General features: G+C 37.2%; 26 protein-coding genes, 2 pseudogenes and 1 riboswitch. Of the genes and pseudogenes, 5 read left to right on the top strand and 23 right to left on the bottom strand.

What is annotated here, in order from left to right:
- Window positions 1-10 precede the first annotated feature (10 nt).
- Window positions 11-451 carry a glyoxalase gene (locus ACNART_RS06830; protein ID WP_198630444.1) on the top strand — a complete coding sequence of 147 codons (441 nt, stop codon included), beginning with the start codon at window positions 11-13 and terminating at the stop codon, window positions 449-451.
- A gap of 138 nt (window positions 452-589) precedes the next feature.
- On the opposite strand, the gene ACNART_RS06825 is transcribed toward ACNART_RS06830, so the two are convergent.
- From ACNART_RS06825 to moaA, 5 genes are all read right to left on the bottom strand, one after another.
- Entirely contained in the window at window positions 590-1300 is a 711-nt protein-coding gene (locus ACNART_RS06825; RefSeq protein ID WP_109373985.1) for a Bax inhibitor-1 family protein, read from the bottom strand.
- A gap of 194 nt (window positions 1301-1494) precedes the next feature.
- A complete protein-coding gene (gene moaE, locus ACNART_RS06820) occupies window positions 1495-1956 on the bottom strand; it encodes a molybdopterin synthase catalytic subunit MoaE (RefSeq protein WP_098943826.1) in 462 nt (153 codons plus the stop codon).
- Window position 1957: 1 nt separating this feature from the next.
- Window positions 1958-2203 (bottom strand): molybdopterin synthase sulfur carrier subunit, encoded by a 246-nt coding sequence (moaD, locus tag ACNART_RS06815; protein WP_109373984.1) that lies wholly within the window; start codon window positions 2201-2203, stop codon window positions 1958-1960.
- Window positions 2200-2679: a cyclic pyranopterin monophosphate synthase MoaC gene (moaC, locus tag ACNART_RS06810; RefSeq protein WP_023581221.1), complete on the bottom strand. Its 480-nt coding sequence runs from the start codon at window positions 2677-2679 to the stop codon at window positions 2200-2202. Before moaC ends, moaD begins: the two co-directional genes overlap by 4 nt.
- Before the next feature lie 39 nt (window positions 2680-2718).
- Window positions 2719-3699, bottom strand: coding sequence for a GTP 3',8-cyclase MoaA (gene moaA / locus ACNART_RS06805; protein WP_088493379.1), 981 nt, complete (start codon window positions 3697-3699; stop codon window positions 2719-2721).
- Window positions 3689-3831, bottom strand: a riboswitch (molybdenum cofactor riboswitch). Its footprint overlaps the gene before it by 11 nt.
- A 279-nt stretch (window positions 3832-4110) precedes the next feature.
- Here moaA and yvcK point away from each other — a divergent pair.
- A complete protein-coding gene (yvcK, locus tag ACNART_RS06800; RefSeq protein ID WP_151434613.1) occupies window positions 4111-5049 on the top strand; it encodes a uridine diphosphate-N-acetylglucosamine-binding protein YvcK in 939 nt (312 codons plus the stop codon).
- A 104-nt stretch (window positions 5050-5153) separates the two neighbouring features.
- On the opposite strand, the gene ACNART_RS06795 is transcribed toward yvcK, so the two are convergent.
- The 6 genes from ACNART_RS06795 to bioB form a co-directional block, all read right to left on the bottom strand.
- Complete coding sequence (locus ACNART_RS06795; RefSeq protein WP_368927170.1) at window positions 5154-6104, bottom strand: DUF1266 domain-containing protein; 951 nt, start codon at window positions 6102-6104, stop codon at window positions 5154-5156.
- A 188-nt stretch (window positions 6105-6292) separates the two neighbouring features.
- Complete coding sequence (gene uvrB, locus ACNART_RS06790) at window positions 6293-8302, bottom strand: excinuclease ABC subunit UvrB (RefSeq protein WP_198626133.1); 2010 nt, start codon at window positions 8300-8302, stop codon at window positions 6293-6295.
- A 470-nt stretch (window positions 8303-8772) separates the two neighbouring features.
- Complete coding sequence (gene bioD / locus ACNART_RS06785; protein WP_198626132.1) at window positions 8773-9456, bottom strand: dethiobiotin synthase; 684 nt, start codon at window positions 9454-9456, stop codon at window positions 8773-8775.
- Complete coding sequence (gene bioC / locus ACNART_RS06780) at window positions 9449-10213, bottom strand: malonyl-ACP O-methyltransferase BioC (protein WP_198620435.1); 765 nt, start codon at window positions 10211-10213, stop codon at window positions 9449-9451. Before bioC ends, bioD begins: the two co-directional genes overlap by 8 nt.
- On the bottom strand, window positions 10188-11351 hold the full coding sequence (gene bioF / locus ACNART_RS06775; protein ID WP_198620434.1) for an 8-amino-7-oxononanoate synthase: 1164 nt from the start codon (window positions 11349-11351) through the stop codon (window positions 10188-10190). The genes bioC and bioF overlap by 26 nt, the downstream gene beginning before the upstream one ends.
- Window positions 11351-12388: a biotin synthase BioB gene (gene bioB, locus ACNART_RS06770; RefSeq protein ID WP_160230084.1), complete on the bottom strand. Its 1038-nt coding sequence runs from the start codon at window positions 12386-12388 to the stop codon at window positions 11351-11353. The genes bioF and bioB overlap by 1 nt, the downstream gene beginning before the upstream one ends.
- 103 nt (window positions 12389-12491) lie before the next feature.
- On the opposite strand from bioB, the gene bioA reads away from it, so the two are divergent.
- Window positions 12492-13766 (top strand): adenosylmethionine--8-amino-7-oxononanoate transaminase, encoded by a 1275-nt coding sequence (gene bioA / locus ACNART_RS06765; protein ID WP_368927175.1) that lies wholly within the window; start codon window positions 12492-12494, stop codon window positions 13764-13766.
- A 60-nt stretch (window positions 13767-13826) separates the two neighbouring features.
- Here the strand turns inward: bioA and pgl are convergent, their stop codons facing one another.
- Window positions 13827-14816 carry a 6-phosphogluconolactonase gene (gene pgl, locus ACNART_RS06760; RefSeq protein ID WP_368927177.1) on the bottom strand — a complete coding sequence of 330 codons (990 nt, stop codon included), beginning with the start codon at window positions 14814-14816 and terminating at the stop codon, window positions 13827-13829.
- A 149-nt stretch (window positions 14817-14965) separates the two neighbouring features.
- Between pgl and ACNART_RS06755 the strand changes: the two genes are divergently transcribed.
- Window positions 14966-15787 carry a pyridoxal phosphatase gene (locus tag ACNART_RS06755; RefSeq protein ID WP_416303483.1) on the top strand — a complete coding sequence of 274 codons (822 nt, stop codon included), beginning with the start codon at window positions 14966-14968 and terminating at the stop codon, window positions 15785-15787.
- 69 nt (window positions 15788-15856) lie between these two features.
- On the opposite strand, the gene modC is transcribed toward ACNART_RS06755, so the two are convergent.
- The 4 genes from modC to ACNART_RS06735 all read right to left on the bottom strand — a co-directional run bounded on the left by modC (window position 15857) and on the right by ACNART_RS06735 (window position 18875).
- Window positions 15857-16921 carry a molybdenum ABC transporter ATP-binding protein ModC gene (modC, locus tag ACNART_RS06750; RefSeq protein WP_198620430.1) on the bottom strand — a complete coding sequence of 355 codons (1065 nt, stop codon included), beginning with the start codon at window positions 16919-16921 and terminating at the stop codon, window positions 15857-15859.
- A complete protein-coding gene (gene modB / locus ACNART_RS06745) occupies window positions 16915-17607 on the bottom strand; it encodes a molybdate ABC transporter permease subunit (protein WP_160230862.1) in 693 nt (230 codons plus the stop codon). Before modB ends, modC begins: the two co-directional genes overlap by 7 nt.
- 17 nt (window positions 17608-17624) lie before the next feature.
- Window positions 17625-18395, bottom strand: a complete 771-nt coding sequence (gene modA, locus ACNART_RS06740; RefSeq protein ID WP_198620429.1) for a molybdate ABC transporter substrate-binding protein — start codon at window positions 18393-18395, stop codon at window positions 17625-17627.
- Window positions 18396-18731: 336 nt separating this feature from the next.
- The gene (locus tag ACNART_RS06735) at window positions 18732-18875 is read right to left on the bottom strand and encodes an AcrZ family multidrug efflux pump-associated protein (protein ID WP_071788544.1); all 144 of its coding nucleotides are present in this window, start codon (window positions 18873-18875) and stop codon (window positions 18732-18734) included.
- Between the two features lie 158 nt (window positions 18876-19033).
- Between ACNART_RS06735 and modE the strand changes: the two genes are divergently transcribed.
- Window positions 19034-19825, top strand: coding sequence for a molybdenum-dependent transcriptional regulator (gene modE, locus ACNART_RS06730; protein ID WP_100159468.1), 792 nt, complete (start codon window positions 19034-19036; stop codon window positions 19823-19825).
- Window positions 19826-19988: 163 nt separating this feature from the next.
- Here modE and ACNART_RS06725 read toward each other — a convergent pair whose 3' ends face one another.
- From ACNART_RS06725 to cdiI, 7 genes and pseudogenes are all read right to left on the bottom strand, one after another.
- Window positions 19989-21254, bottom strand: coding sequence for a hypothetical protein (locus ACNART_RS06725; RefSeq protein WP_141650230.1), 1266 nt, complete (start codon window positions 21252-21254; stop codon window positions 19989-19991).
- A 273-nt stretch (window positions 21255-21527) separates the two neighbouring features.
- Complete coding sequence (locus ACNART_RS06720; RefSeq protein ID WP_198620454.1) at window positions 21528-22025, bottom strand: contact-dependent growth inhibition system immunity protein; 498 nt, start codon at window positions 22023-22025, stop codon at window positions 21528-21530.
- Between the two features lie 306 nt (window positions 22026-22331).
- Window positions 22332-22571, bottom strand: coding sequence for a hypothetical protein (locus ACNART_RS06715; RefSeq protein ID WP_196570373.1), 240 nt, complete (start codon window positions 22569-22571; stop codon window positions 22332-22334).
- A 177-nt stretch (window positions 22572-22748) separates the two neighbouring features.
- Window positions 22749-23212, bottom strand: a pseudogene (locus ACNART_RS06710) (contact-dependent growth inhibition system immunity protein).
- Between the two features lie 41 nt (window positions 23213-23253).
- Entirely contained in the window at window positions 23254-23526 is a 273-nt protein-coding gene (locus ACNART_RS06705) for a hypothetical protein (RefSeq protein ID WP_349443190.1), read from the bottom strand.
- 791 nt (window positions 23527-24317) lie between these two features.
- A pseudogene (locus ACNART_RS06700) lies at window positions 24318-24458 on the bottom strand (contact-dependent growth inhibition system immunity protein); the annotation flags it as partial.
- Window positions 24459-24478: 20 nt separating this feature from the next.
- Window positions 24479-24856, bottom strand: coding sequence for a ribonuclease toxin immunity protein CdiI (cdiI, locus tag ACNART_RS06695; RefSeq protein WP_196570376.1), 378 nt, complete (start codon window positions 24854-24856; stop codon window positions 24479-24481).
- Window positions 24857-24862 lie beyond the last annotated feature (6 nt).

Here is a 24862-nt window from a genome sequence, read left to right as displayed (position 1 = left end):
GGGGAATATTATGACTCCTGCTATTTCTGGTATAAACATTCTCTTTGTTGCCGGTTTTGGTTCTATTACTCGTAATAATGCACAAAGCCAGCTTTTTTATAAAGATGCGCTTAATTTGCCTTTAAAACCAATGGAAGATAATAGTGATTATTTATCAACATCAGAAGGTGAATTAAAAGGTGTTAAACATTTTGCACTGTGGCCTTTAGAGCAAGCCGCTATGTCTTGCTTTGGTAATGATGTTTGGCCAAATGATCTGCCGATACCACAATATTGGGTTGAATTTGAAGTAGAAGATATTAATACCGCCACTCAAACTTTAAAACAAAAAGGCTATCAACTGCTTGTTGATAATCGAATTGAACCTTGGGGACAAACTGTCACACGGTTATTAAGCCCTGAAGGAGCTTTAGTAGGTTTAACTATTACACCTTGGTTACGAGATAATTAAACTTCATTCTATTTCAATTATGTGCGACAGAAAAATTCTCTTAATAAATGCACAAAAAAATCCCACAACTTATAAAAGTTATGGGATTTATTTTTTATGCTGTTTTTAAACTACGTTTATCCGTAGATACCGTTAAAATTAACGACGGTCGCCTAAAATACGCAGTAACATTAAGAACAAGTTGATGAAATCTAAATAAAGCGTTAATGCACCCATAATTGAGTAACGGCGCATATTTTCTTTATCTTCTTGGTTAATTTCATTACCCATATCTTTTAATTTTTGTGTGTCGTAAGCAGTTAAACCTGCGAAAATCAACACACCAGCGTAAGAGATAACCATGCTCATCATTGAGCTTTGCATAAAGATATTCACGATAGAAGCAATAATGATACCGATAAGCCCCATAAACAGGAAGCTACCCATACCCGTTAAGCTACGCTTAGTCGTGTAACCGTAAACACTTAATGCACCAAACATCGCTGCACAAATAAAGAAAGTGCTAGCAATTGAAGATGCGGTATAAACCAGTAATACGCTTGAGATAGTCACACCGGTTAGCACGGAATAGAGCATAAACAATGAGGTTGCCATTGCGCCACTCATTTTATGAACCATACCAGATAACACGAAAACTAACCCTAATTGAGCAATGATCAGACCAAAAAAGACGACCTTGCTAGAAAAAATCATTGATAATAATGCTTCGCTTGATGCAACGTAGAGTGCAACAAACGCAGTGAGTAACAGACCTACAGTCATCCAACCATAAACCTGAGCCATAAAGGTTTGTAGGCCAGAACCTGTGCGCTGTACGATTGAATCATTTGAACGTGAAAATCGATCCATGATGATTACCCTTTAATCATAGTGATAACGTTAGGTTTAACAATAACGTTTATTTCAGTAAAAAGTCCATTATGGACTCATTAGAATTTAATTTTATCACACTGATTTTACATTTCCACGAATTAAACTGTATGAAATGTCACCATAAAATAAATTTAAGTAAAGTAATGTAGCGTTTAATTCAGTGTGATGATTTATTCCCAGCGCTCAGCCGAGTCATAATCACTTTGGCGTGCATCAACCCATCTGTCGTTGTTTTCAGAAAGCCCTTCTTTTTTCCAAAATGGTGCGCGTGTTTTTAAGAAATCCATAATAAATTCAGCAGATTCAAATGCACTATTGCGATGAGAACTGGTGACACCGACAAACACTATCTCTTCACCAATATGCAAAGTTCCAACGCGGTGAATAACACTTACACGCTGTAAAGGCCAACGAGAGCGAGCTTCATTCACAATATCTGTTAGTGCTTTTTCAGTCATTCCTGGATAGTGTTCAAGCGTGAGCGTACTTACTTCATCACCGAGATTATGATTACGAACTTTACCCGTAAATGTCACAACAGCACCATCGCTGTCACACTCTGAAAGCCATTGGTATTCATCACCAACACTAAAATTTTCGGTTTGTACTGAAATACGAGTTGATGCGCTCATCTTATCCTCCTGTAACAGGTGGGAAAAAAGCGATTTCATCACCATCATTAATAACGTGAGAACCTTGAACAAAGGATTGGTTTACCGCAGAGAGTAACTTGCCATCTTCTAATGCGAGTGACCAACGTTCACCTTTAGTAATTAATGCCTTACGTAAATCATCTACTGTGTGGTATTTACAATCTAATTCAAGCGAATCAACACCCACTAATTCACGGACTTGAGCAAAGAAGAGAACCTTAATCATGCTTCCACCTTAAAGTGACCTGATTTACCACCTGTTTTTTCTAATAAACGTACAGGTCCTATCACCATATCTTTTTGAACAGCTTTGCACATATCATAAATCGTCAACGCAGCTACCGATGCCGCAGTTAATGCTTCCATCTCAACCCCTGTTTTACCCGTTAAACGGCAAACAGATTCAATACGTACGCGGTTGGATCCTGTGAGTGCTTCTAAACGCACTTCAACTTTAGTTAATAACAGCGGATGACATAATGGGATTAACTCCCATGTTCTTTTTGCTGCTTGAATACCTGCAATTCTTGCGGTCGCAAATACATCACCTTTATGATGTTTGCCTTCGGTGATCATGCTTAATGTTTCTGCTGACATTTCAACAAAGGCTTCAGCACGCGCTTCTCGCACTGTTTCAGCTTTAGCGCTAACATCCACCATGTGAGCTTCACCGGCAGCATTAATATGAGTTAGTTGAGACATGCACAACTCCTGAAATTAACGAAATAACAGAGCGAAAAACTATCCACCAATCACAGATAAGTTCGGTGTAATACCGCTATCGCCTTGATGAAGAAAATGGGTTTCTCGTTTATGAAGAAGACCACCCTGGATACGCTGTTGTAATGCTTCTTGTTGACTATCATCAGCAAGCAGATCGCGTAAAGGAATACCATTTTCACCAAATAAGCAAAGATGGAGATTACCAATGGCCGAAACACGTAAACGGTTACAGGTTAGGCAAAAGTCTTTTTCATAAGGCATAATAAGACCGATTTCACCTTGATAATCAGGATGGGTAAATACTTGAGCAGGCCCGTCACTACGAGCGCGAGGAATTTGTAACCAACCTTCATTGAGTAAACGCTGGCGAATAACTTCACCAGATAAATGAAAGCGGTTGAATATATCACTACCGTCACCAGTTTCCATTAATTCAATAAAGCGCAGCTGAATGGGTCTATCTTTGATCCAATTTAGAAAATCAGGGAGGTTTTTATCATTTACATTGCGCATCAACACAACGTTGACTTTGACTTTTTCGAAACCTGCGGTAAATGCAGCATCAATACCTTCCATCACTTGGCTAAATTTATCTTGCCCTGTAATAGCATGGAATTGACGAGGATCGAGGCTATCAACACTCACATTAATTGCACTTAAACCGGCATCACGCCATTGAGCGACATCACGAGATAATCGATAACCATTTGTTGTAACTGCGATTTTTTTGATAGCCGCATTATCTTTAATGGTTGCGATAATATCAGTAAAATCACGACGCATTGTAGGCTCACCACCAGTTAGGCGAATTTTTTCTGTCCCTAACGCGGCAAAAGATTGTGTCAGTCTGCTGATTTCATCTAACGAAAGAAATGATTTATGACCGTTAGGCTTATAACCATTAGGTAGGCAATAAGTACAACGAAAATTACACACGTCTGTAATTGAAAGACGTAAATAGAAAAATTTGCGGGAAAACGCATCAACGAGTTGTTGCATAGTAACACCTTTCCAAATCGGGAGATGCGGGCATTTCTACCTTGCACCCTGGTGACTTGTTTCGTCACGGCCAGAACATCATATCTTGTAAACACATGACTTAGACGTTAAGGCTAGGAGTTAATCTTTACCTGTTTTTCACAGGTTTCTAATACCTATATATTTATTGTGGATTCTACCTGCTAATCTTTCAAAAAGCGAATAATGTTTTCGCTATATAATTTATAATACAACGACTTACGACACTTTAATCACTTTAATAACATAAGTAAAAACACTTTCATTGATTAAATATTAGGCTATCAAAAGTAAAATTAAACTAGGAATGTGATGAAATCACGTCGTGATCATAGGCTTAAAATTTAATTGTGATAAATTAGCGACAAATTTTTAAAGATGAGTAGAACAAATATGCGAAATCGCACGCTAAGTGATTTAGATCGTGTTGTTGCCCTTGGTGGTGGTCATGGCCTTGGACGTGTGCTTTCAGCACTCTCCTACTTAGGCTCTCGTCTCACTGGTATTGTTACAACAACAGACAATGGCGGTTCTACTGGCCGTATTCGCCAAGAAGAAGGTGGCATTGCGTGGGGCGATATGCGCAATTGTATTAATCAGTTAATTACTGAGCCTTCCGTTGCTTCTGCAATGTTTGAATACCGTTTTTCTGGTACAGGCGAACTGGCAGGACATAATTTAGGTAATCTAATGCTTAAAGCACTTGATAACTTAAGTGTTCGACCTTTAGAAGCCATTAATCTTATCCGCGGATTATTAAGAGTGAATGCTCACCTTATTCCTATGTCTGAACAAGCCGTTGACCTTATGGCGATAGATGACCAAGGAAATGAGATTTATGGTGAGGTCAATGTTGATATTTTACCAAAGATCCCCCAAAAGCTTGATCTCTACCCTAAAGTACCGACTACACGAGAAGCCATTGAAGCGATTGAACAAGCAGATTTGATCTTAATTGGTCCCGGTAGCTTTTTTACCAGTTTAATGCCTTTATTATTACTACCAGAACTTGCACAAGCATTACGCCGTAGCAGTGCAACAACCATTTATATTGGTAATTTAGGCAAAGAACTAAGCCCTGCGGCTGCCAGTATGACGATGTCTGATAAAATCGCCATGATGGAGAATTATATTGGTTTGCAAACCATAGATGCCGTGATTATTAGCCCTGAAACACAATATGAATCGATGAAAGGTCGATTAATTGTGCAAGCTCAATTGGAAGCCAAAGATATTCCTTATCGTCACGACCGTCATCTATTAGGCAAAGCTATTGAGTTAACGTTGCAACAATTAGGGCAACGTAATGCATCACCTCAGACCGTTAAATAGTATTTAATTACCTACTTTCATAAAAAAACCGCATTTGCAATAAACAGCAAGTGCGGTTTTTTGTCGACAAAAACACAATATCACTATTGGTTTTCAACGTGTTATTAGCTATTAAGCTGCTTTAATGTAATACGCTGACTAATCACTTCTTCAATTTCGTCGAGCGTCATTGGTACATCATTTTTCATCAAACCAAGACCCGCTACAGTACGAGAAAACGACATTAAATCTAATGGAGGCAACTCCATGACCCAATTCTCTTTTGTTGCCAACGTATCTTCCGCATTCAGAATATTTTGTATAACATCCGTAAAAGCTTGATGAGAAGATACCCAATCTTGATCGCCACTTGCCCAAAACCAACGAGCAGCAATAAAATTTCTCCACATATCTTCCCAACCATCATAAATCCGACGCAACATTGATGCGCTCATTAATGACCATGTTTGGGCTTCTTGTTGAGTAATATAACCTTGTTGGCAACCTTCTAAACAGAGCTTGTTAAAACGACAGAGATCCCAAATAAGGTATTTCACATTTTGGATATTCATGCGATTTGTGCTCATCATATCGATTTGCCATAAACGCTCATTTTTATCGTGTTCAGTTAACTCAGAAAGTAAAATATCATTTTTTAATGACTGAACATCGTCTTCTTTACCATCCAAAATTTGGTCACGTAGCTGATAAAAATCATTGGTGTGACCTTGAGTGAGCAACCAAAATAGTTGATAGACTAAATCCCAACGGTCGTTAATTCCCCAACCTGCGGATAATCCACCATCATCTTTACCTTTATCATATTCGTTATATGCCCACTCATTCATTGCGGCATAAGGTGCTGCAACATATAAACCCCATTCATTGGGTAACAACTGACCTGACGTATTTTCTGCTTCAGATAAAATGGGCTCCTGCCCCGCTGTTGATGGTTTTTGCAACTCACTATCTTGTACAGCAAATTTGCGTAGCCATTTAAAAAGCATAATAAGAAGAATAACACCAAGAATTACCCCAGCAGAGCTGGGAAACCCTGCATAAACATAACCACTCATTCACTATCCTTAATGTCTTTTTTATCTTTGTAAATAATTGACGCTTTGTTTGTGGTGGTATTTAAACAGTTGAACGCCATTAAGGGAATATCAAACAAGGCAAAAAATGGAAGATAGAAGATAAAAAGGGATAATCCCTGTAAAAATACGGATATCCCTTTATTAGTTTGTGAACTTAATTTATCTAATTAAGAGTTAGCAATAAATTGAGCTCGTAACGCTTGCAACTTATCACGAGTACTCGCCGCTTTCTCAAATTCAAGATCTTTTGCATATTGATACATTTCGGCTTCTAAACGTTGGATCTCTTTTTCCAATTCAGCCGTTGATAACAACGGATAATTTTCATGGATATCTGTTGCTTTGTGCCCTTTCTTATTACGTCCCTGAGAAGGCTGACCAATCTTGAGAATATCACCAACTTTCTTATTTAATCCTTTAGGCACAATGCCGTGCTCAAGGTTAAACTGTTGTTGTTTCTCACGACGACGTTCAGTTTCGCTTATCGCTCTCGCCATTGAATCGGTAATTTTATCGCCATATAAAATCGCTTTACCTTCAAGATTACGAGCCGCACGACCAATTGTCTGAATCAATGAACGCTCTGAACGTAAGAAGCCTTCTTTATCAGCATCTAAGATCGCCACCAAAGAGACCTCTGGCATATCCAAACCTTCTCGAAGTAAGTTGATACCCACTAATACATCAAACTCACCTAAGCGCAAATCACGAATGATTTCGACACGCTCAACCGTATCAATATCAGAGTGCAAATAGCGAACACGTTCACCATGCTCTTCAAGATATTCCGTTAAATCTTCTGCCATCCGTTTTGTCAGTGTTGTTACTAATACACGTTCGTTTTTCGCTGCACGAATACGAATTTCAGAGAGTAAATCATCGACTTGTGTTGCCACAGGCCGCACTTCAACAATCGGATCAAGTAAACCTGTTGGTCTTACAACTTGCTCAACAATTTCATCACCCGATTTTTCAAGTTCATATTTACCCGGTGTTGCTGAAACATAAATCGTTTGTGGTGCTAACGCCTCAAACTCTTCAAAACGTAATGGACGGTTATCAAGCGCAGAAGGTAAACGGAAGCCATATTCAACTAAGGTTTCTTTACGGGAACGGTCGCCTTTATACATTCCACCAATTTGAGGAATAGTAACGTGTGATTCATCAATTACGAGTAAACCGTTAGCAGGAAGATAATCAAATAGCGTTGGTGGTGGCTCACCGGGGCCTCTACCTGATAAATAGCGTGAATAGTTTTCGATACCGGAGCAATATCCCAACTCATTCATCATTTCGAGATCAAATTGAGTACGCTGTGTCACCCGTTGCTCTTCAACAAGTTTATCGTTAGCTAAAAGTACTTTGCGTCTATCCGCGAGTTCTTTTTTGATCTCTTCCATCGCTTCAAGAATACGTTCACGAGGTGTGACATAGTGCGTTTTAGGATAAACAGTAAAACGAGGCACATTGTAGTGAATTTGCCCCGTTAAAGGGTCAAACAGTGAAAGGCGTTCAACTTCTTCATCAAATAGCTCAACACGTAATGCATAATCGTCAGATTCAGCAGGGAAGATATCAATCACTTCACCACGGACACGAAATGTCCCCCGCTGAAAGGCTTGATCATTACGAGTATATTGTAAGTCAGCTAAACGGCGTAAAATGGCACGCTGGTCGATTATCATGCCGTTAGTCAGGTGAAGCATCATTTTTAAATAGCTATCGGGATCACCTAAACCATAAATGGCTGACACGGATGACACCACAATGACGTCTTTACGTTCTAGCAAGGCTTTAGTAGCAGATAAGCGCATTTGCTCGATATGTTCGTTAACAGAAGCATCTTTTTCAATAAAGGTATCAGAGCTTGGAACATACGCTTCTGGCTGATAATAATCATAATAAGAAACAAAGTATTCCACTGCATTTTCAGGGAAGAATTCTTTCATCTCACTATAAAGCTGTGCCGCCAATGTTTTATTTGGCGCTAACACCATAGTCGGACGATTTAGATTGGCAATCACATTGGCAATCGTAAAAGTTTTACCTGAACCTGTTACCCCTAAAAGAGTTTGATGAGCAAGACCATCATCTAATCCTTCACAGAGTGAGGCAATAGCGGCAGGTTGATCACCACCTGGTTTAAATTCAGAATGCAGTTTGAAATCTTTGCTCATATTTTCTTCTCCTCGCTGACCCTCCCTATAATACTGGATAAAAATCCAGCTTCAATCTCTATCTGATAAAATTTGTCTGAATAATTAGCATAAGTTATCCCCAATTTTGGAACTGGGATTTTTCCAAAAAGCAACCCCCTTTTTTATGAATTATTCAAAGAGACACACCAACACCACTCTCTCTATTGATTTTATTTAATTAATTGATATATAAGAATTAAAAATAAAAGTTGAGAATAACGCCAATCTTTAGCAATGCCTTGTGTTCTCTCTATTTAGAGTATTTTTATAATGGTAATACACAAGGTTATCCACAGGAATAGTGGATAACTACACAAAGTTGTTATCTCTCGGTAGGTTACGTCTTTTTTTCCACCTTAAAATATCCCTCAAAATTGACGAAATTTATTTTTTTTATTTTTTTATTGGTATAAAAAATAGACTTTTATAATTTACTTAATAACGGTCTATCAACTTAGTTTTAAACAAGAAAGATCAAGGTAAGGAGTAAAATTATGCTCTTTTACTTCATTTAAATAGGGTATTTTGCCTAAGAATGGTGCTTTAATATGCTGTTTTAATGTTGCCAAATATTCTTTCTGATATCGTCCCGCAGGTTCAACTTCATTTGCAACCCAACCCGCCAATGTTAAACCAGACTGAATAATTGCTTGTTGCGTTAATAACGCATGATTAATGCAACCCAATTTAACACCTACAGTCAAAATAACAGGTAGCTTTTCATTGATAGCCCAATCAGAGAAAAATTGATTTTCTGACAGTGGAGTAAACCAACCACCAGCACCTTCAACTAAAACCCAATCAGCTTGCTGCTTTAAGTAAGACAAGCCTTCTGACATCACATCAAAATCAATAGGCTGATTCATTTCTTGGCTGACAATATGCGGCGATGTCGGCGTTTCAAAGCAATAAGGGTTAACGCGGTGATAATCTAATTTTACTGTGCTGAATTTTTGCAATGTTAACGCATCCGAGTTACGTAAACCTTCATTCAACCACTCACTTCCTGATGCTACAGGTTTATAGCCCACGGTTCGATACCCTTGGTGCGCAGCACATTGTAATAGAGCACTGCTTACTACAGTTTTACCCACTTCTGTATCTGTGCCTGTTAAAAACCATATTTTAGCCATGTGATATTTTTCCTATAACAATTTGATAAGTGAGTAAATATTTTCCTGAGTCTGTTTTCCACACATTTTCTAATGCATGAAGTTTTTGTCGTGTCATCAAGCCTTTTTGGCGATCACCTTGCACAAAATTGGCACCAACGCCCTTCAAAGAAGCAAAGAGCGCATGTAATGAATCATATTGTTCTGTGACAATTTCGGTAGAAAATTGGCAATGGAAACCAGCACAGGCGTTCTCGATATCTTGAGGGGATAAAAAGGGATTAACATGTTCATGATTATCAAGCGATTGCCAAGCGTCTCTGACTTCTTGTAATGTCGACGTGGCAAGTGTTGAAAAATAAAGTGCTCCTTTCACATTTACGGTGTTCATTAACGTTTTAACGGCAACAGATAAATCATCACACCATTGCATCGCTAAATTGCTAAAAACAATATCCACACTTTGTGGCGTAATCGCACAGTGCTCTATATCACTTTGTAGATAGCCATGAGCTCGCTGTTGCTGTTTTGCCACTTGTAACATTGAATGTGATAAATCAAGCGCAATAACAAACTTGCCTTGTTGCTTCCATTTTTGACTGAAATATCCCGTTCCACATCCTGCATCTAACACAATATTGCCACTATCATGACGTGTTAAATCCATTAATTTATTGCCGCTATAGCGCTGAATATTGGCGTGATTATCATAATGAATCGCAGCTTTACCAAATGTTTGAGCTATACGTTGTTTATCTGTTTTGACTGAAGAAAGCATGAAGCGTCTCGATTAACAGCTTAATATCTGAAAGGTGATGGCGAGTCGTTAACGTTATTCGTAAACGTGCACTTTGAGGAGGTACGGTAGGTGGAAAGATTGCTTTTATCCAAAGCCCTTTAGATTGCAGATAATCTGAAAGTGTTTGGCACAATTGTTCATCACCAATAATTACTGGCTGAATAGCGGTTTGCGAAGGCAATAATTTAATAGGGAGCGAAGCCACACCTTGGCGAAAGGTATAAATTAATTGTTGAAGATATTCCCGCTCACTATCAGCTTGCTTAATCACATTCAGTGCGGAATTTAAAGCCACAGCTTGTGCCGGTGGCATTGAGGTACTGTAAATGAGATGGCGAGCATATTGTTCAAAAAATTCAGCAGTTGGCTTGTTGCAAAGCACAGCCGCCCCACTCACACCAAAAGCTTTACCAAAAGTTACAACCAATAATTCAGGTTTAATAGCCGCTTCATCACAGCTGCCTCGACCTTGTTTACCTAAAACACCTATACCATGCGCATCATCGACCATTAACCAAGCATGGTGCTTTTGGCTTATTAATGCAGTTTCTCTTAATGGCGCTTGATCGCCATCCATGCTAAATACCCCTTCTGTCACCACTAGGATTTTATTAGCAGACGTTTTATTGAGTCGTTGAGATAAAGAATCTGGCGAATTATGCAAAAAGCGCCACAACGTGGCGGGTGATAATGTGGCTGCTTCCATTAATGAAGCATGGCAAAGTTTATCAGCAATAATGATATCTTCTTTTTCAAGTAATGCCGAAATAACGCCTTGATTGGCACTGTAACCAGATGAAAATAACAGCGCATTATCGTAACCTAACCAATCCGCTAAATGTTGTTCTAACTGCGCATGAGCTTGTGTAAAACCAGTGATATGTCCTGAACCGCCACTCCCCACACCATATTCATTCGCACCTTGTTGCCACGCGTTAATCACATCGGCATGCTGGCTAATACCTAAATAATCATTGCCTGAAAAATTAAGATACTTTTCGCCTGATATCGTGGTTAGAAAGCGCCCATTAGAATGATTTATCACTTGGCGTTTTCGCCATAATGGCGTATTTCTACGCACATTAAGTTTTTCATCTAAATAGTTTTGCCAGCTCATTACAGTGCCGCGTTATAAAATTGTTCAGTGTCTTTATTGGCAACAGCGTGCATTAGCGCTTCTTCTTGCTGATTATCGCCCATTGATACCGCTAACCGCTCTGGATTTAGGCCTAACTTGCGGAATAATTGGTGATCTTTATCTTCAGTCGGATTAGTTGTCGTTAATAATTTGCAACCGTAGAAAATAGAGTTAGCCCCAGCCATAAAGCAAAATGCTTGTGTCTGTTCACTCATTTGCTCTCGCCCAGCAGAAAGACGCACATAAGAACGCGGCATCATGATACGAGCAACGGCGATAGTACGAATAAAATCAAAAGGATCGACATCCTCATTATCTGCAAGTGGTGTCCCTTTTATTTTGGCAAGCATATTAATAGGTACACTTTCAGGAGGCTGTGGCAAATTGGCTAATTGCACCAGCATTGCCGCGCGATCTTTAACTTCCTCGCCTAACCCTAAAATTCCGCCAGAACACACTTTAATACCCGCATTACGCACTTTATCAAGCGTATCTAAACGGTCTTGATAGGTACGTGTTGTCACGATACTGCCGTAAAATTCAGGTGAGGTATCAAGGTTGTGGTTATAAAAGTCCAGTCCTGCATCTGCTAATCGGTTAGCTTGTGAATCATCTAATTTGCCGAGTGTCATGCAGGTTTCCATACCCAGCGCTTTAACTTCTTTTACCATTTGCTCAAGGTAAGGCATATCGCGCTCATGCGGATTTTTCCATGCCGCGCCCATACAAAAACGTGTTGAACCTGCCGCTTTTGCTTTTTTCGCAGATTCAATCACTTGCTGCACTTCCATTAAGCGCTCTTTTTCTAATCCCGTTTTATACCGCGCGCTTTGGGCACAATACTTACAATCTTCAGGACAAGCCCCTGTTTTAATAGAAAGCAAAGTGCTCACTTGAATTTGTGAAGGGTCAAAATGTTGACGATGAACTTGTTGTGCTTGAAAAACCAAATCTAAAAATGGCATATCAAACAATGCTCTGGCTTCTTTTAATGTCCAACGTTTTAGTGCGCTCACAATACAATCTCCTTTTTAAAAGTGATTGCCAGTTTAAATAATAGGGTTATCATGTCAACTAAAATTGATCACCATTGGTTTACATGATTAAGTGAAAAATATAATGACACCTGAAGATATCGCTTTCGATTTACGCCACATTTGGCATCCATACACTTCGATGAGTAATCCGTTACCTGCTTACCCTATCGTCAGTGCAAAAGGCGTTGAATTAGTCTTGGCCGATGGTAGAAAATTGATTGATGGAATGTCTTCATGGTGGGCAGCAATTCATGGATATAATCATCCAGAGCTCAATAATGCCGTTACAACACAGCTCAGCAATATGTCTCATGTGATGTTTGGTGGCATTACTCATCCACCAGCAGTATCACTTTGTCGAAAATTATTAGCGATAACACCAGAGCCTCTTGAATGCATATTTCTCGCAGATTCTGGCTCGGTTGCTGTTGAAGTTGCGCTTAAAATGGCTTTGCAATATTGGCAGGCTAAAGGTGAAAAACGCCAACGTATTGTGGCGTTAAAACAGGGCTATCATGGCGATACATTTGGTGCCATGTCAGTGTGTGATCCAGATAACTCCATGCACAGTCTTTACAAAGGTTATCTGCCTAATCATCTCTTTGTGGATGCGCCAAAAACAGGTTTTTATGAAGAATGGGATCCCGCTGATATCCACTCATTACGCTCAACGCTAGAGCAACATCATCAAGAAATTGCTGCCGTTATGCTTGAACCCATTGTTCAAGGTGCTGGTGGAATGCGAATTTATCATCCCGAATATTTGAAACACGCAAGAGCCTTATGTACTGAATTTGATGTGTTATTAATTGCAGATGAAATAGCCACTGGTTTTGGTCGAACAGGTAAGCTGTTTGCCTGTGAACATGCTGAAATATCGCCAGATATAATGTGTGTAGGTAAAGCATTGACAGGTGGATATATGACGTTATCGGCAACCTTAACCACGCGCCATATTGCAGAAACCATAAGCCAAGGCGATGCAGGATGCTTTATGCATGGTCCTACCTACATGGGAAATCCTTTGGCTTGTGCAGTTGCTGATGCCAGTTTATCTCTATTAGCAAAAGGCGATTGGGTAAACCAAGTTGCAGAAATTGAAAAACAACTAAAATGCGAGTTATTACCGTTAAAACAGGCAAAAAGTGTGAAAGATGTACGTGTTTTAGGCGCAATTGGTGTGGTTGAAATGCATGAGCCTGTCAATATGGCAAAATTACAAAAAATCTTTGTTGCTGAAGGCGTTTGGATAAGACCTTTTGGTAAGCTGATTTATATTATGCCACCATTTATTATGCTGCCAGAAAACCTCACTAAACTCACTCAAGCTATTGAGAAAGTTGTTAATCTCTCATAAACCTTTTATAAAAAATAAAACCTCTAGCAAGGAAATATTTTGCTAGAGGTACAGTAATCTTTACTTCGTCACAACGGTAACCCACATAGCGCCTTTACCTACTGGGTAACACGCTAACTCAGTTAATGCGCCAGTGTATTTATCAATACGAGAAACCGACGCAAAATCTGATTTTTGACCACAAGAAATAAGATAATTGCCTGTGTTATCAAGATTAAAACCACGAGGCTGTGTTTGTGTTGGGTAATAACCCACAGGTTGCAGATAGTCGCCCGCCTCTGAAATTGCCATCGCACAAATAAAACTTTCAGAGCGTTCGCTTGCATAAAGAAAACGGCCATCTGGTGTAATATGAATATCTGACGCCCAACGGGTACTGTTAAATGTTTCAGGCACAATATCGACCGTTTGCATTAAGCGATATAAATCACCCATACGACGATATATATTGATTGTCGCATCTAATTCATTAAGGCAATAAAACACATCACCATTAGGATGGAATGCCATATGACGGGGGCCCGCATTTTGTGCTGTTGTCAGCTCTTCAGTACCCGCTTCTGTTAAACGACCGTCTTCTGATAAATCAAATAAACGGATATGATCTTCACCTAAGCAAGGCACAATCAGTTGTTTATTATTCCAATCGATGTTAGATGAATGAGGCTTATTTAAGCCTTCAATAATTTGAATAGGTGATTGAGGGATCCCCTTCGCATTAATAGGTAAAACAGCTAAATTACCCTGATGATAAGAAGGAACAAACAAAAAGCGCCCTGTTTTATCTAAGCATAAATGGACAGGCGTGCTTGGAATTGACGTTGTCGCCTTTTGTTCTAACTGACCATCAGAAGCTATCGCAAATGTCACCACACTAAAATGAGGACGAATACCCACATAAAGGTATTTTCCATCAGCACTTGCAATCATTGGTTGCACTTGCCCTGCAACCTCAACAACCTGCAATAAATCCATTTCACCTTCGGTGTTTAACGCATAAACATGAATTTGCTGACTCTCTGGACTTGCTACGTAGACTACCTGTTTCATCCCTTCTCCTTAAAACCCATTACCCATTGATTTATAAAGAATAATAGAATAACTAACGTTTGATTGTAACGATTAAGCTAGTTTATCTTTTATTGGTTAACGTGTAACATCAACACCATTGCATCTTAATACTATCAAGGGGCTTATTTATGTCATATCGCGTTATTGCTTTGGATCTTGATGGCACACTGCTTGATGACCAAAAACGTATCCTGCCAGAATCTTTAGAAGCACTCAATCTCGCAAGAAAAGCAGGCGTTAAAGTTTTAATTGTAACAGGTCGTCATCATGTTGCTATTCATCCATTCTATCAAGCGCTCGATCTTGATACCCCTGCAATCTGCTGTAATGGAACTTACCTTTATGATTATATTGGTAAAAAAGTATTAGAGTCTGATCCACTAACTACACAAGAAACCAGAGCTGTATTAGATCTCGTTAAACAAACCGATATCCATCACTTGGTTTATGCCGACGATGCAATGCTTTATGACCAATTATCCTCCCCTGTTCAACGCACTTTAAAATGGTCAGAAACATTACCTATCGCACAACGCCCTAATCTCGTTAAAGTCGATGATTTCTATAAAGCCATGCATGATGTTAATGAAATTTGGAAAATAGCCACTACAACGCCTGATCACGATGAATTGCGTACTTTAGTTGAGAAAATTGAGCAACAAGTAGGCTTAGAGTGTGAATGGTCTTGGATTGATCAAGTTGATATCGCCAAAAAAGGCAACAGCAAAGGCCGTCGTTTACAACGCTGGGTTGAAGCAAATGGCATGAGTATGAATGATGTTATTGCCTTTGGTGATAATTTTAATGATCTTAGTATGTTAGAACATGTTGGTTTAGGTGTTGCAATGGGTAATGCTTCAGATGAAGTAAAAGCGCGCGCTAAAATGGTCACTAAAGTGAATTCACAGCCAGGTATTGCTGAGACTATCCATAAATATATTTTGTCTTGATCACTCTCTTTAAAAGACAAAAACCTCATCTAAGATGAGGTTTTTTTATGTATTGATAAAACGAAAAAATCAAAGATGGCGACTTAGCGAAATACTTTTTATTTGCGCATAAAGCCATTGTCCTTCTTGGATATTTAATTCATCTTTTGCCCAAGGTGTGATCCTCGCCCATAAATAATTGCCATCATTGACAAGTTTTACATCAACTTGACCATCATTCGTTATGGTTTCAACCACTTTCATATGCAAAATATTACGAATACTACTATTTGAAGGACGAGTGGTAGTCAGTGATACATCAGAAGCATCAATACGCACACGCACATCACGACCGATTTTCGCCTCTATTTGAGGCAACCACAGCACTTGATTACCAAAAGCCGTTGCCGTCATATCGTAATGGCTATGGTGTTCTACCACCATGACATTGGCGATGCTACTTAACGTCTCTTTTTGTAACCAAGGACGTAATGCACTACTTGCCCATACATCTTCTAGCTTACCTGTCGCCTTAATTTTTCCTGCATCCATCACAATAACATTATCTGCAAGTCGAATAATTTCATCAAGGCTATGGCTCACATACAAAATAGGAATTTGTACATCTTGAGAGAGCTTTTCTAAATACGGCAGTAACTCACGTTTACGCGGTAAATCAAGCGATGCTAAAGGTTCATCCATTAGCATAATATCAGGAGCTGTCAGCAACGCTCGTCCAATAGCAACACGTTGCTTTTCACCGCCTGATAAGGTGATAGGAAAACGCGAAAGTAAATGTTCGATGCCTAATAAGTAAATAATGCGATCAAACTGCACTTTCATTGTCGGTGACATACCGTAAAGCAGATTTCCTCTCACTGTGTAATGAGGAAACAGCCGTGCATCTTGGAATACATAACCCACTTTACGTTTTTCAGGTGGCAGATAAATTTTCTTTTCAGTATCAACCAGTGTGTGATTATTTAATACAATCCGCCCTGAATCTGGTTTGGTTAACCCGCCAATCACATTAATCAGTGAAGTTTTACCCGCACCAGATAAACCAAAAACTGCCGTAATACTTTCTGTTGGCAGTTCAGTATTTACTTCCAGACGCAGTGATCCTAGCGCCTGTTTAAAATTCATCTCTAGCATACGCCCCCCAATCTTTTACGACCCCAACGAGTTAGCCACTCTGAAGCCATTAAAGAGACGAGCGCCAAAATAATTGCAATCACACATAAACGGGCGGCATCCATTTCCGCACCTGGTGTTTCAATCAAGGTATACATTGCCAGAGGAATGGTTCTTGTTTCCCCTGGAATATTGGAAACGAAAGTGATTGTTGCGCCAAATTCTCCCAATGAGCGCGCAAATGCCAACACAATTCCTGCGATGATCCCTGGCATAGACAAAGGTAACGTTATGGTAAAAAAGACTCGCAACGGCGAAGCCCCTAAGGTTCTTGCAGCTTGCTCCATGCGTTGATCGACAGCTTCTAATGCTAGTCTAATTGCCCTTACCATCAGTGGAAATGCAACTACTGCGGATGCAAGTGCTGCGCCTCGCCAACTAAAGGTAAAGCTAAAACCAAACCAGTTATACAACCATTCACCAATAAATCCACGTCTCCCCATACTGATCAGTAAAAGATAACCGACCACAACAGGTGGCAGAACTAAAGGTAAATGAATAATGCTATCAAGCAATGATTTACCAGGAAAACGTACCCTAACTAAAAGCCAAGCCATAAAAATACCAAAAGGTAGACTGATTATAACTGCGACAGTCGATACCTTAAGGCTTAGTATGATGGCTTGCCATTCGTATTCACTTAACATCTCCAAAAGTATAATTCCTACAGTGGGCTAAAGCCGTATTTCTTAAAGATTTCTGCGGCTTGAGGTGTTTTCAGATAGTCATAAAAATCACGAACTGCTTTATTGTCCTGACCCTTTACAACTGCCATTGGATACTCAACAGGTTTGTGGCTATCAGCTGGGAATACGCCAACCACTTTCACTTTATCACTCGCAACCGCATCAGAACCGTATACGATACCTAATGGTGCTTCATCACGTTCAACTAGCGCCATACCGCTACGCACGTTATTAGTACGAGCCATTTCTGGGCTTACTGTATCCCATGCACCTAAATATTCTAATGATTCTTTAGCATAGATACCAACAGGCACATGATCCGGATCGCCAACAGCTAATTTTCCGCCATTAAGTAAGGATTTCCATTTGGTTTCCTTATTAATAACAACGTCATTTAATTGACTATCTTTAGGGGCAATGAGTACTAAATCATTACCTAATAATGTATGACGTGAATCTGCAACCATTAAATTTTTATCAATGACATAGTCCATCCACTGCTGATCTGCTGAAATAAACAGATTTGCAGGTGCGCCCTGTTCAATTTGACGAGCTAGTGTTGAAGAAGATGCATAAGATGCAACAACTTCAGTTTGCTTTTCTTGCTTATATTGTGCCGAAATTTCATTAAGAGCATTAGTAAGAGAAGCGGCCGCAAATACCGTTACTTTTTCCGATGCAAAACTTTGACTCACTAAAGCAAAAGAGATAACCGCACCAGCAAGTAACTTACCTGATAATTTTTTCATGTTCTAATTCCACTTAAATTAAAGGATGACCACGCTGTATATACCAAGATACAGCGTAAAATGAAAGAATTAGATGTTAGAAACTAGTTATATATCAATAAATATAACCATAAAAATAAGGATAAAAAAACAAATAGAGAAAAGGTTATATACTCTAAATAATTTAAGTCACAGCTAGGCGAAAAATGAATGAGTCACTAAGAGCATACATAAGTATGTGACTAGTGCGAATGAGTGTAGTCAACACCGCTGTGGCTTGAAGTATGACGAGTATGGCGAATAAAAAAACAGCCCTCTAAAAAATTAGAGGGCTGTTCTAAATCAGGGAGGGAGATTTTATGATTTTTTGTCTGCTTTTGGCTGACTTGGTGAAATCAGGTTAAACACTTCACCCAAACCATAAATGATGCCCATAATGAGTACCATTACAACGGGTACCATCAAGAGAGCAAACCCTAAACTTTTCAATAATTCAAGCATGATAACCTCTTTATCATGGTATATTCGGAAAGCCAGAGTTGGCATTTCTTCACGAATAACGAATAATAACGCTATAGTTGTATATATTCTAGAGAATTATCGCTTTGTGTCGGTACAAAAAATGCGATAAACACACAAAAAAGAAGAAGCCTATCATTATGCAAGCAGAAATATTATTAACACTAAAACTTCAAGATAAGCTCTTTGCCGATCCTCGCCGTGTTGCGCTGTTAAAACAGATCAAAGCGACGGGTTCAATTAGTCAAGGGGCAAAAATGGCAGGCATTAGCTATAAAAGTGCTTGGGATGCCATTAATGAAATGAATCAACTCGCAGACGAACTTCTCGTTGATAGAGCAACAGGTGGCAAAGGCGGTGGTGGTGCAACTCTTACTCATTATTGTGAGCGCTTACTACAACTTTACGATCTGCTAGGTCAAATTCAGCAAAAAGCCTTTGATGTATTGAAAGACGATTCACTCCCTCTTGATAGCCTTTTAGCGGCGATTTCTCGCTTTTCATTACAAACGAGTGCCAGAAACCAGTTTTTTGGCACGATTATTGAGCGTGATAATCTTCAAGTTCAACAGCATGTTAATGTGCAACTTGCAGATAGAAAAACGACTATTCGTGCTGCCTTAACAGAAAAAAGTGCAGATCGCTTAGGCCTGAAAAAAGGCAAAGAAGTACTGATCTTAATTAAAGCGCCATGGGTTAATATTGAAAAAGGCTCATCCTTAGCGCAACAATATGATAATGCCCTTTCAGGCACACTCACTCAAATTGAGACGGGTAGTGAAAACAGCGAATTAGTGGTGACATTAGAAGGTGGGCAAGAAGTGTGTGCCACCTGTTCTAATCAGCATGTTAAAGAGCAAAAATTGCATATTAATGACAGCGTAACGGCTTTATTTAATGCCGATCAGGTGATTGTCGCCACACTGTGTTAATTATTAGCATGGTTGCTTTTCAATAAAAAAATAAAACCATTACTTAGTTATTATTTTAGAAATAATATTAAGTGATGGTTTTTAATTGGAAATAATATTAAGTGATGGTTTTTAATTGGAAATAATATTTACATAAATCAAATTTATTCTAATAAACTTCTGATTAACGTATTACATTAATATTTTCCAGTTTTACTGAACTTTCTAGTCTATCACCTACTTGCATGGTAACTGGAACAAAAACGTTAAAATCTTGCAACCAAGCTTGTTTGCTACTGATTTTCTGTTGTCCTTCATGAGTTTCATCACACTGAACTAACAGATATTTTCCACTAAACTCAGATGCTATACTACCTGCATCTCCTTCGCTTAACACATTACAACGTATTGATGAAGTTATTACTTCTTTTTTAGAATCAATACTTTCCCACTGTGCTTGATATTGTTGGCCAACGACTAATGGAAATTGCAGATCTGTCTGCAACTTACGGAGTAGTGAAATATCGTGACTGATAGACATAACAAACTTTAATTGTAACTGATTAGCCAACATTAAACGTTGTACTGTCCAGATACCATAATCTTCTAGATTACGTATATAACCATCCGATTGGGCATCCAACTGTACATTGACCTTACCGTATTCGCTTACTATGGTATAACGGATCTGTTTAAAGCGAGGAAGTGCCCATGGTTTTATCAATGATTGAGTTTGATTATTAATTCCTGTAGAAAGTGGATATTTATTAAGCCATTGCGGATTATTATTACTTAAATTGGGCATTGTTGGCCCCATCAATGTTGATACAGGCTTATTAATAGCAGGTACAAAGTGTCCCTCAGCAGTGAACGTTTTTCCTTCTGGTAACTGACATAATTGATTGAAAAGTTGTCTCATTTGAAGATCTATTTTGAAACTATTTTTACGACGAATAATATCATCAGTGATCAGCGAATCAGTAATGTACCCCTCACGATCTAGGTTCATTGCAACTACAGCGTCGCCCTGATGAGTTTTACAATTATATAAATAGTGCTCAATCTTTAGCTCAAGAGGTGCATCATAAGGTGGTTCCCAGATGGTTTCTGCAAAATCATATCCTGTGCGCACTGATAAGATGTCACCAATATGCTGAATACTATTAGTATCAACAAGGTTAGTCATACCGCCGATAGACGTGTCAGATAATCTTTCCCATCGCGATTCTTTTATTGGAAATTGACAAACCATGCGGATATCTTCTGTTGTCATCAGCTTATTGTCTTGAGCTGGTGCATAACGAAGATAATTATTACCGTAATAGCGAGCTTTGGTTAGCCCTTCTTCATTCAATACATCCTTATATAAAAGCTGAGCTTTGTTCTGCTTACAATCAACAGAATGCCAATGCTGAACCGTTTCTCCATTATTATCCGTTAATGACACCATGTAATTCACACGATCATGGATCCTAATTATAGATAATGGATTAATTTTACTATTTATCAATGAAGGCTTATTCGTTGCATAGACAAAAGAAAATAACAAATAAGGTAGAAATAAAAATAAAATAATAAAAAAACGTAAGCTATACATATATATTCCTTTACTGATTGATTGTTTTTTATAGTTAATATGGTAGAAAATCACTATATATTGTTAATACTAATTAGTTCTATTTATTAGAATAATTATTTAGTAGTCTCAGTAGAAATAAAGTATTTAAACTTTACGACTAATACAACGTGTAAAAGCTTCTTTTATTGAAGCACCTAAAACCTCGTCACTGCAATTGCTTTTTAATGTAATAATTGCATTGTTAGGTATACTTTTACCAATCCAATGATCCAATCGTAAGTGATCATAAGGAATAATAGATATAATACCATCAGTCACATTCACATTACATAAGTTCATGTTTTTGAATAGTGTCGTTTTATTTTTATAATCACATTCTTTAATTATTTTTTTTATCCATTCAGAATATAATCCATCGTTATTACGCATTTCATGATATTCAGATGAATTAGCATCTAATATTTCGCTTTGGATTAATGCATTTCTTGTAAAGAACCCCAAATCTGCATCAAATGGATCTTTGGATAAAACCTTATAACCTTTTTTAAAATCCATCAAATAAATACCGCTTTTTGAAAGCGTTATTATAATATAATAATCATTATTAAAATAGATACTTGCTCTTAAGTTATTTTTTTTGATATAGACACTATTTACTCCTCAACTATTGTAATATTAACCTTAATATTTTTTGAAGATGCATTTTTAATAAAATTATTAATAGCATCTCATTGTTGTTTGGTTGTTCTTGCAGGAACACCTAATTCTAGAGTTTTTGATTTAACATCACTTGGTAAAATCTCAGCGCTTCTCTTTCTTTCTCCAGAATATTTATCCATTTAAGTGTTTTTAAATAAGAACTACCACCTAATTATTATTTTTAAAATAATATTAAGCAATGGTTTTGGCTTGATTAATATTTCTATTAAAAATGAGTAGCTAGTTTATTTACTCTGAATACATACGAGTAAAATAATCGCTAATTTTATTGTTATCGAGCAATCTATCTTTGGTAAAATCAATACTATCAGAAACTACAATATATTTTCTTAACTCTTCAGGAATATCTTTTATCGTTGCATAAATAGTTGGAACAATAAAACGAAAATAGTCAGCTATTTTCGTTTTACCTTCATAGCCTACTGGATAATTTTCATATAGTTCATTAAGAGCTTCAAAAAGAAACATTCCAATCTTTTTAATTCAAAATCAAATTATTTAATTATTTAATTATTTAATTATTTAATTATTTAATTATTTAATTATTTAATTATTTAATTATTTAATTATTTATTTTAGTATCCATTACCTAAAATTTACATATATATTACATTTCAATTATACAGGATTCTCACTTTCGTTAAGTTAAAATTTCTTAGTAGTACACCGACTAAATGCAAGACGAATACCCGAACCTATCTCATCAAATGAGCTATCTAACGATAAAATAACCTTATGAGATGCCCCAATTCCTTCCCACCCTTCAAGACTTGAATGGTAAGAAGGTGAAATTAATATTTTGTTATTAGAAAGATAAATAGAACAGTTTAGCATATTAGCTAAAAGTTGGCGTTTTGAGCGATAATCATATTTATACCGTAATAATTCTAACCATGAATTCCAGTTTTTTTTATATTTTCCTTTTTAAAGAGTTTGTCATATTCCTCATCTTTGAGCTGAGTTCGACTATTTTCTAAAACTTTAATTAAACTTTCACCAAGCTCCTTATTTGAACACGTTAAAGAAAGTATAATTGATGAAAAATTCGGATCGATTGTCATTAGCCCATAACCAGATTCAGTATTTAAGCAAAAAAATTTATCTGTCATTACTATCAAAGCACAATACTCATTATCGTTAATAAACGTCATCATTTTACCTGCGTTATCTTTACTTCAATATTCATACTTTTACCATAAGCTACCGCACGGTTAATTTCAATCCATTGAGCCTTTGTTGTCGATTGTAGTACAGCAAGCCAAATTTCTCGTTTTGCTATCATTTCTGAATGTAAATTGACTCCTGACAATCTATAACCTTCAAATTTTGCAACATCATCTATATTACCTTTAATTGTATTATAAATTTGTTTTGGTCGATTAAGTTTACTCATCGTTTGAGTATCTAGGCTTTTTGCACTTATTGCTACTTTATCTCATCATCAGAATACCCCTTTATTTTATGGATATTGATAAGAAGTTCTGGATAGATAGAATGTAAACTATTTATTAATTGAACATTTTTCATAAATAAACTCATATGATAAAAAATCACCTTACACATCATTAGAATAAGGTAATTTTATTTAAAACCCATTTAAACTATATAATTTTACATCATTAAATTTCAATCATCTCACCAATAAAATAATATTTTAAAATATTATTTATATTATTTCTTGTTGACTTATCTATTAAATACATTAGATAATCATTAAAATTCCAATGAGTATTTTTATCACTTCTTCATTTTCATCATACTGATAAACTTTATTTGGATTATCTGAATAAGTTAATAAAAATAGATGTTGCGTTTCTGACTCTATCGAAAAAAAGAAAGGTTTTTGATCTCATAAATCGTGTTTTTGTATGCCACAAAGCTCAGAACAACTACCTATTTGAAACTGCACATGATCTCTAACAGAGAAACTATTACGGTAAAATAACAACGAGGAATCACCAAAGAAACCACCACTGCAACGCCCCATACAACTTAGAAAATCATATAATTGCTCTGTTACATTAATACGATATAAACGTTCAATTTTTTTATCTCATCATCAGAATATCCCTTTATTTTATGAATATTGATAGGAAGCTCTGAATAGATAGAATGTAAATTATTTATTAATTGATTATTATTCATGGATAAATTCATATAATAAAAAATCACCTTACCCATAATTAACATAAGGTGATTTTACTTAGTATCCATTTAAATTTTACGACTAATACAACGCGTAAAAGCTTCTTTTATTGAGGCACCTAAAACCTCGTCACTACAATTGGTTTTCAATGTAATAATTGCACTGTCGGGTATTCCCTCACCTATCCAATGATCCATACATAAATGATTTTTGTATTTTACAATTTTATTTATAAACTAAAGTGATTTAATCTATTTTTTGATAGCAATATTTTAATTTTTATCTTATCTTCAGGATGAATTAACAAATACTTTTCACAAGATAATCTAATATATTGATAACAAGTATCTTCGCTTACAATAACAATATCTTTATCTGTTAGAGGATATCCTACTCCAAATTCAACACCTAAAAAATGATCAGATGCATCAGCGCTATTCATATCTGGGAAAAAACAATATATTCCATCAAGGACAAAAGACTCTTTTTGAACAATATTAGAAACAGCTTCTAAAAAACAACCTTCATTATATATAAGATCAAAATAACTTTTTATAGTCCAACTAGGCTCACTTTTTTCATAGGGTAATTCAAATAGAAATTTCATTAATAA

Origin of the sequence: Proteus sp. LHD240705 (assembly GCF_047921555.1) — a bacterium.
Classification (GTDB): Bacteria; Pseudomonadota; Gammaproteobacteria; order Enterobacterales; family Enterobacteriaceae; genus Proteus.
This window is presented reverse-complemented; position numbering and strand designations above follow the sequence as displayed.

Excerpts from the sequence above, each read along its gene's own strand:
- ACNART_RS06830 (WP_198630444.1), top strand. The coding sequence starts at position 11 with ATGACTCCTGCTATTTCTGGTATAAACATTCTCTTTGTTGCCGGTTTT.
- ACNART_RS06825 (WP_109373985.1), bottom strand. The coding sequence starts at position 1,300 with ATGGATCGATTTTCACGTTCAAATGATTCAATCGTACAGCGCACAGGT.
- moaE (WP_098943826.1), bottom strand. The coding sequence starts at position 1,956 with ATGAGCGCATCAACTCGTATTTCAGTACAAACCGAAAATTTTAGTGTT.
- moaD (WP_109373984.1), bottom strand. The coding sequence starts at position 2,203 with ATGATTAAGGTTCTCTTCTTTGCTCAAGTCCGTGAATTAGTGGGTGTT.
- moaC (WP_023581221.1), bottom strand. The coding sequence starts at position 2,679 with ATGTCTCAACTAACTCATATTAATGCTGCCGGTGAAGCTCACATGGTG.
- moaA (WP_088493379.1), bottom strand. The coding sequence starts at position 3,699 with ATGCAACAACTCGTTGATGCGTTTTCCCGCAAATTTTTCTATTTACGT.
- yvcK (WP_151434613.1), top strand. The coding sequence starts at position 4,111 with ATGCGAAATCGCACGCTAAGTGATTTAGATCGTGTTGTTGCCCTTGGT.
- ACNART_RS06795 (WP_368927170.1), bottom strand. The coding sequence starts at position 6,104 with ATGAGTGGTTATGTTTATGCAGGGTTTCCCAGCTCTGCTGGGGTAATT.
- uvrB (WP_198626133.1), bottom strand. The coding sequence starts at position 8,302 with ATGAGCAAAGATTTCAAACTGCATTCTGAATTTAAACCAGGTGGTGAT.
- bioD (WP_198626132.1), bottom strand. The coding sequence starts at position 9,456 with ATGGCTAAAATATGGTTTTTAACAGGCACAGATACAGAAGTGGGTAAA.
- bioC (WP_198620435.1), bottom strand. The coding sequence starts at position 10,213 with ATGCTTTCTTCAGTCAAAACAGATAAACAACGTATAGCTCAAACATTT.
- bioF (WP_198620434.1), bottom strand. The coding sequence starts at position 11,351 with ATGAGCTGGCAAAACTATTTAGATGAAAAACTTAATGTGCGTAGAAAT.
- bioA (WP_368927175.1), top strand. The coding sequence starts at position 12,492 with ATGACACCTGAAGATATCGCTTTCGATTTACGCCACATTTGGCATCCA.
- pgl (WP_368927177.1), bottom strand. The coding sequence starts at position 14,816 with ATGAAACAGGTAGTCTACGTAGCAAGTCCAGAGAGTCAGCAAATTCAT.
- ACNART_RS06755 (WP_416303483.1), top strand. The coding sequence starts at position 14,966 with ATGTCATATCGCGTTATTGCTTTGGATCTTGATGGCACACTGCTTGAT.
- modC (WP_198620430.1), bottom strand. The coding sequence starts at position 16,921 with ATGCTAGAGATGAATTTTAAACAGGCGCTAGGATCACTGCGTCTGGAA.
- modB (WP_160230862.1), bottom strand. The coding sequence starts at position 17,607 with ATGTTAAGTGAATACGAATGGCAAGCCATCATACTAAGCCTTAAGGTA.
- modA (WP_198620429.1), bottom strand. The coding sequence starts at position 18,395 with ATGAAAAAATTATCAGGTAAGTTACTTGCTGGTGCGGTTATCTCTTTT.
- ACNART_RS06735 (WP_071788544.1), bottom strand. The coding sequence starts at position 18,875 with ATGCTTGAATTATTGAAAAGTTTAGGGTTTGCTCTCTTGATGGTACCC.
- modE (WP_100159468.1), top strand. The coding sequence starts at position 19,034 with ATGCAAGCAGAAATATTATTAACACTAAAACTTCAAGATAAGCTCTTT.
- ACNART_RS06725 (WP_141650230.1), bottom strand. The coding sequence starts at position 21,254 with ATGGTGTCATTAACGGATAATAATGGAGAAACGGTTCAGCATTGGCAT.
- ACNART_RS06715 (WP_196570373.1), bottom strand. The coding sequence starts at position 22,571 with ATGTTTCTTTTTGAAGCTCTTAATGAACTATATGAAAATTATCCAGTA.
- cdiI (WP_196570376.1), bottom strand. The coding sequence starts at position 24,856 with ATGAAATTTCTATTTGAATTACCCTATGAAAAAAGTGAGCCTAGTTGG.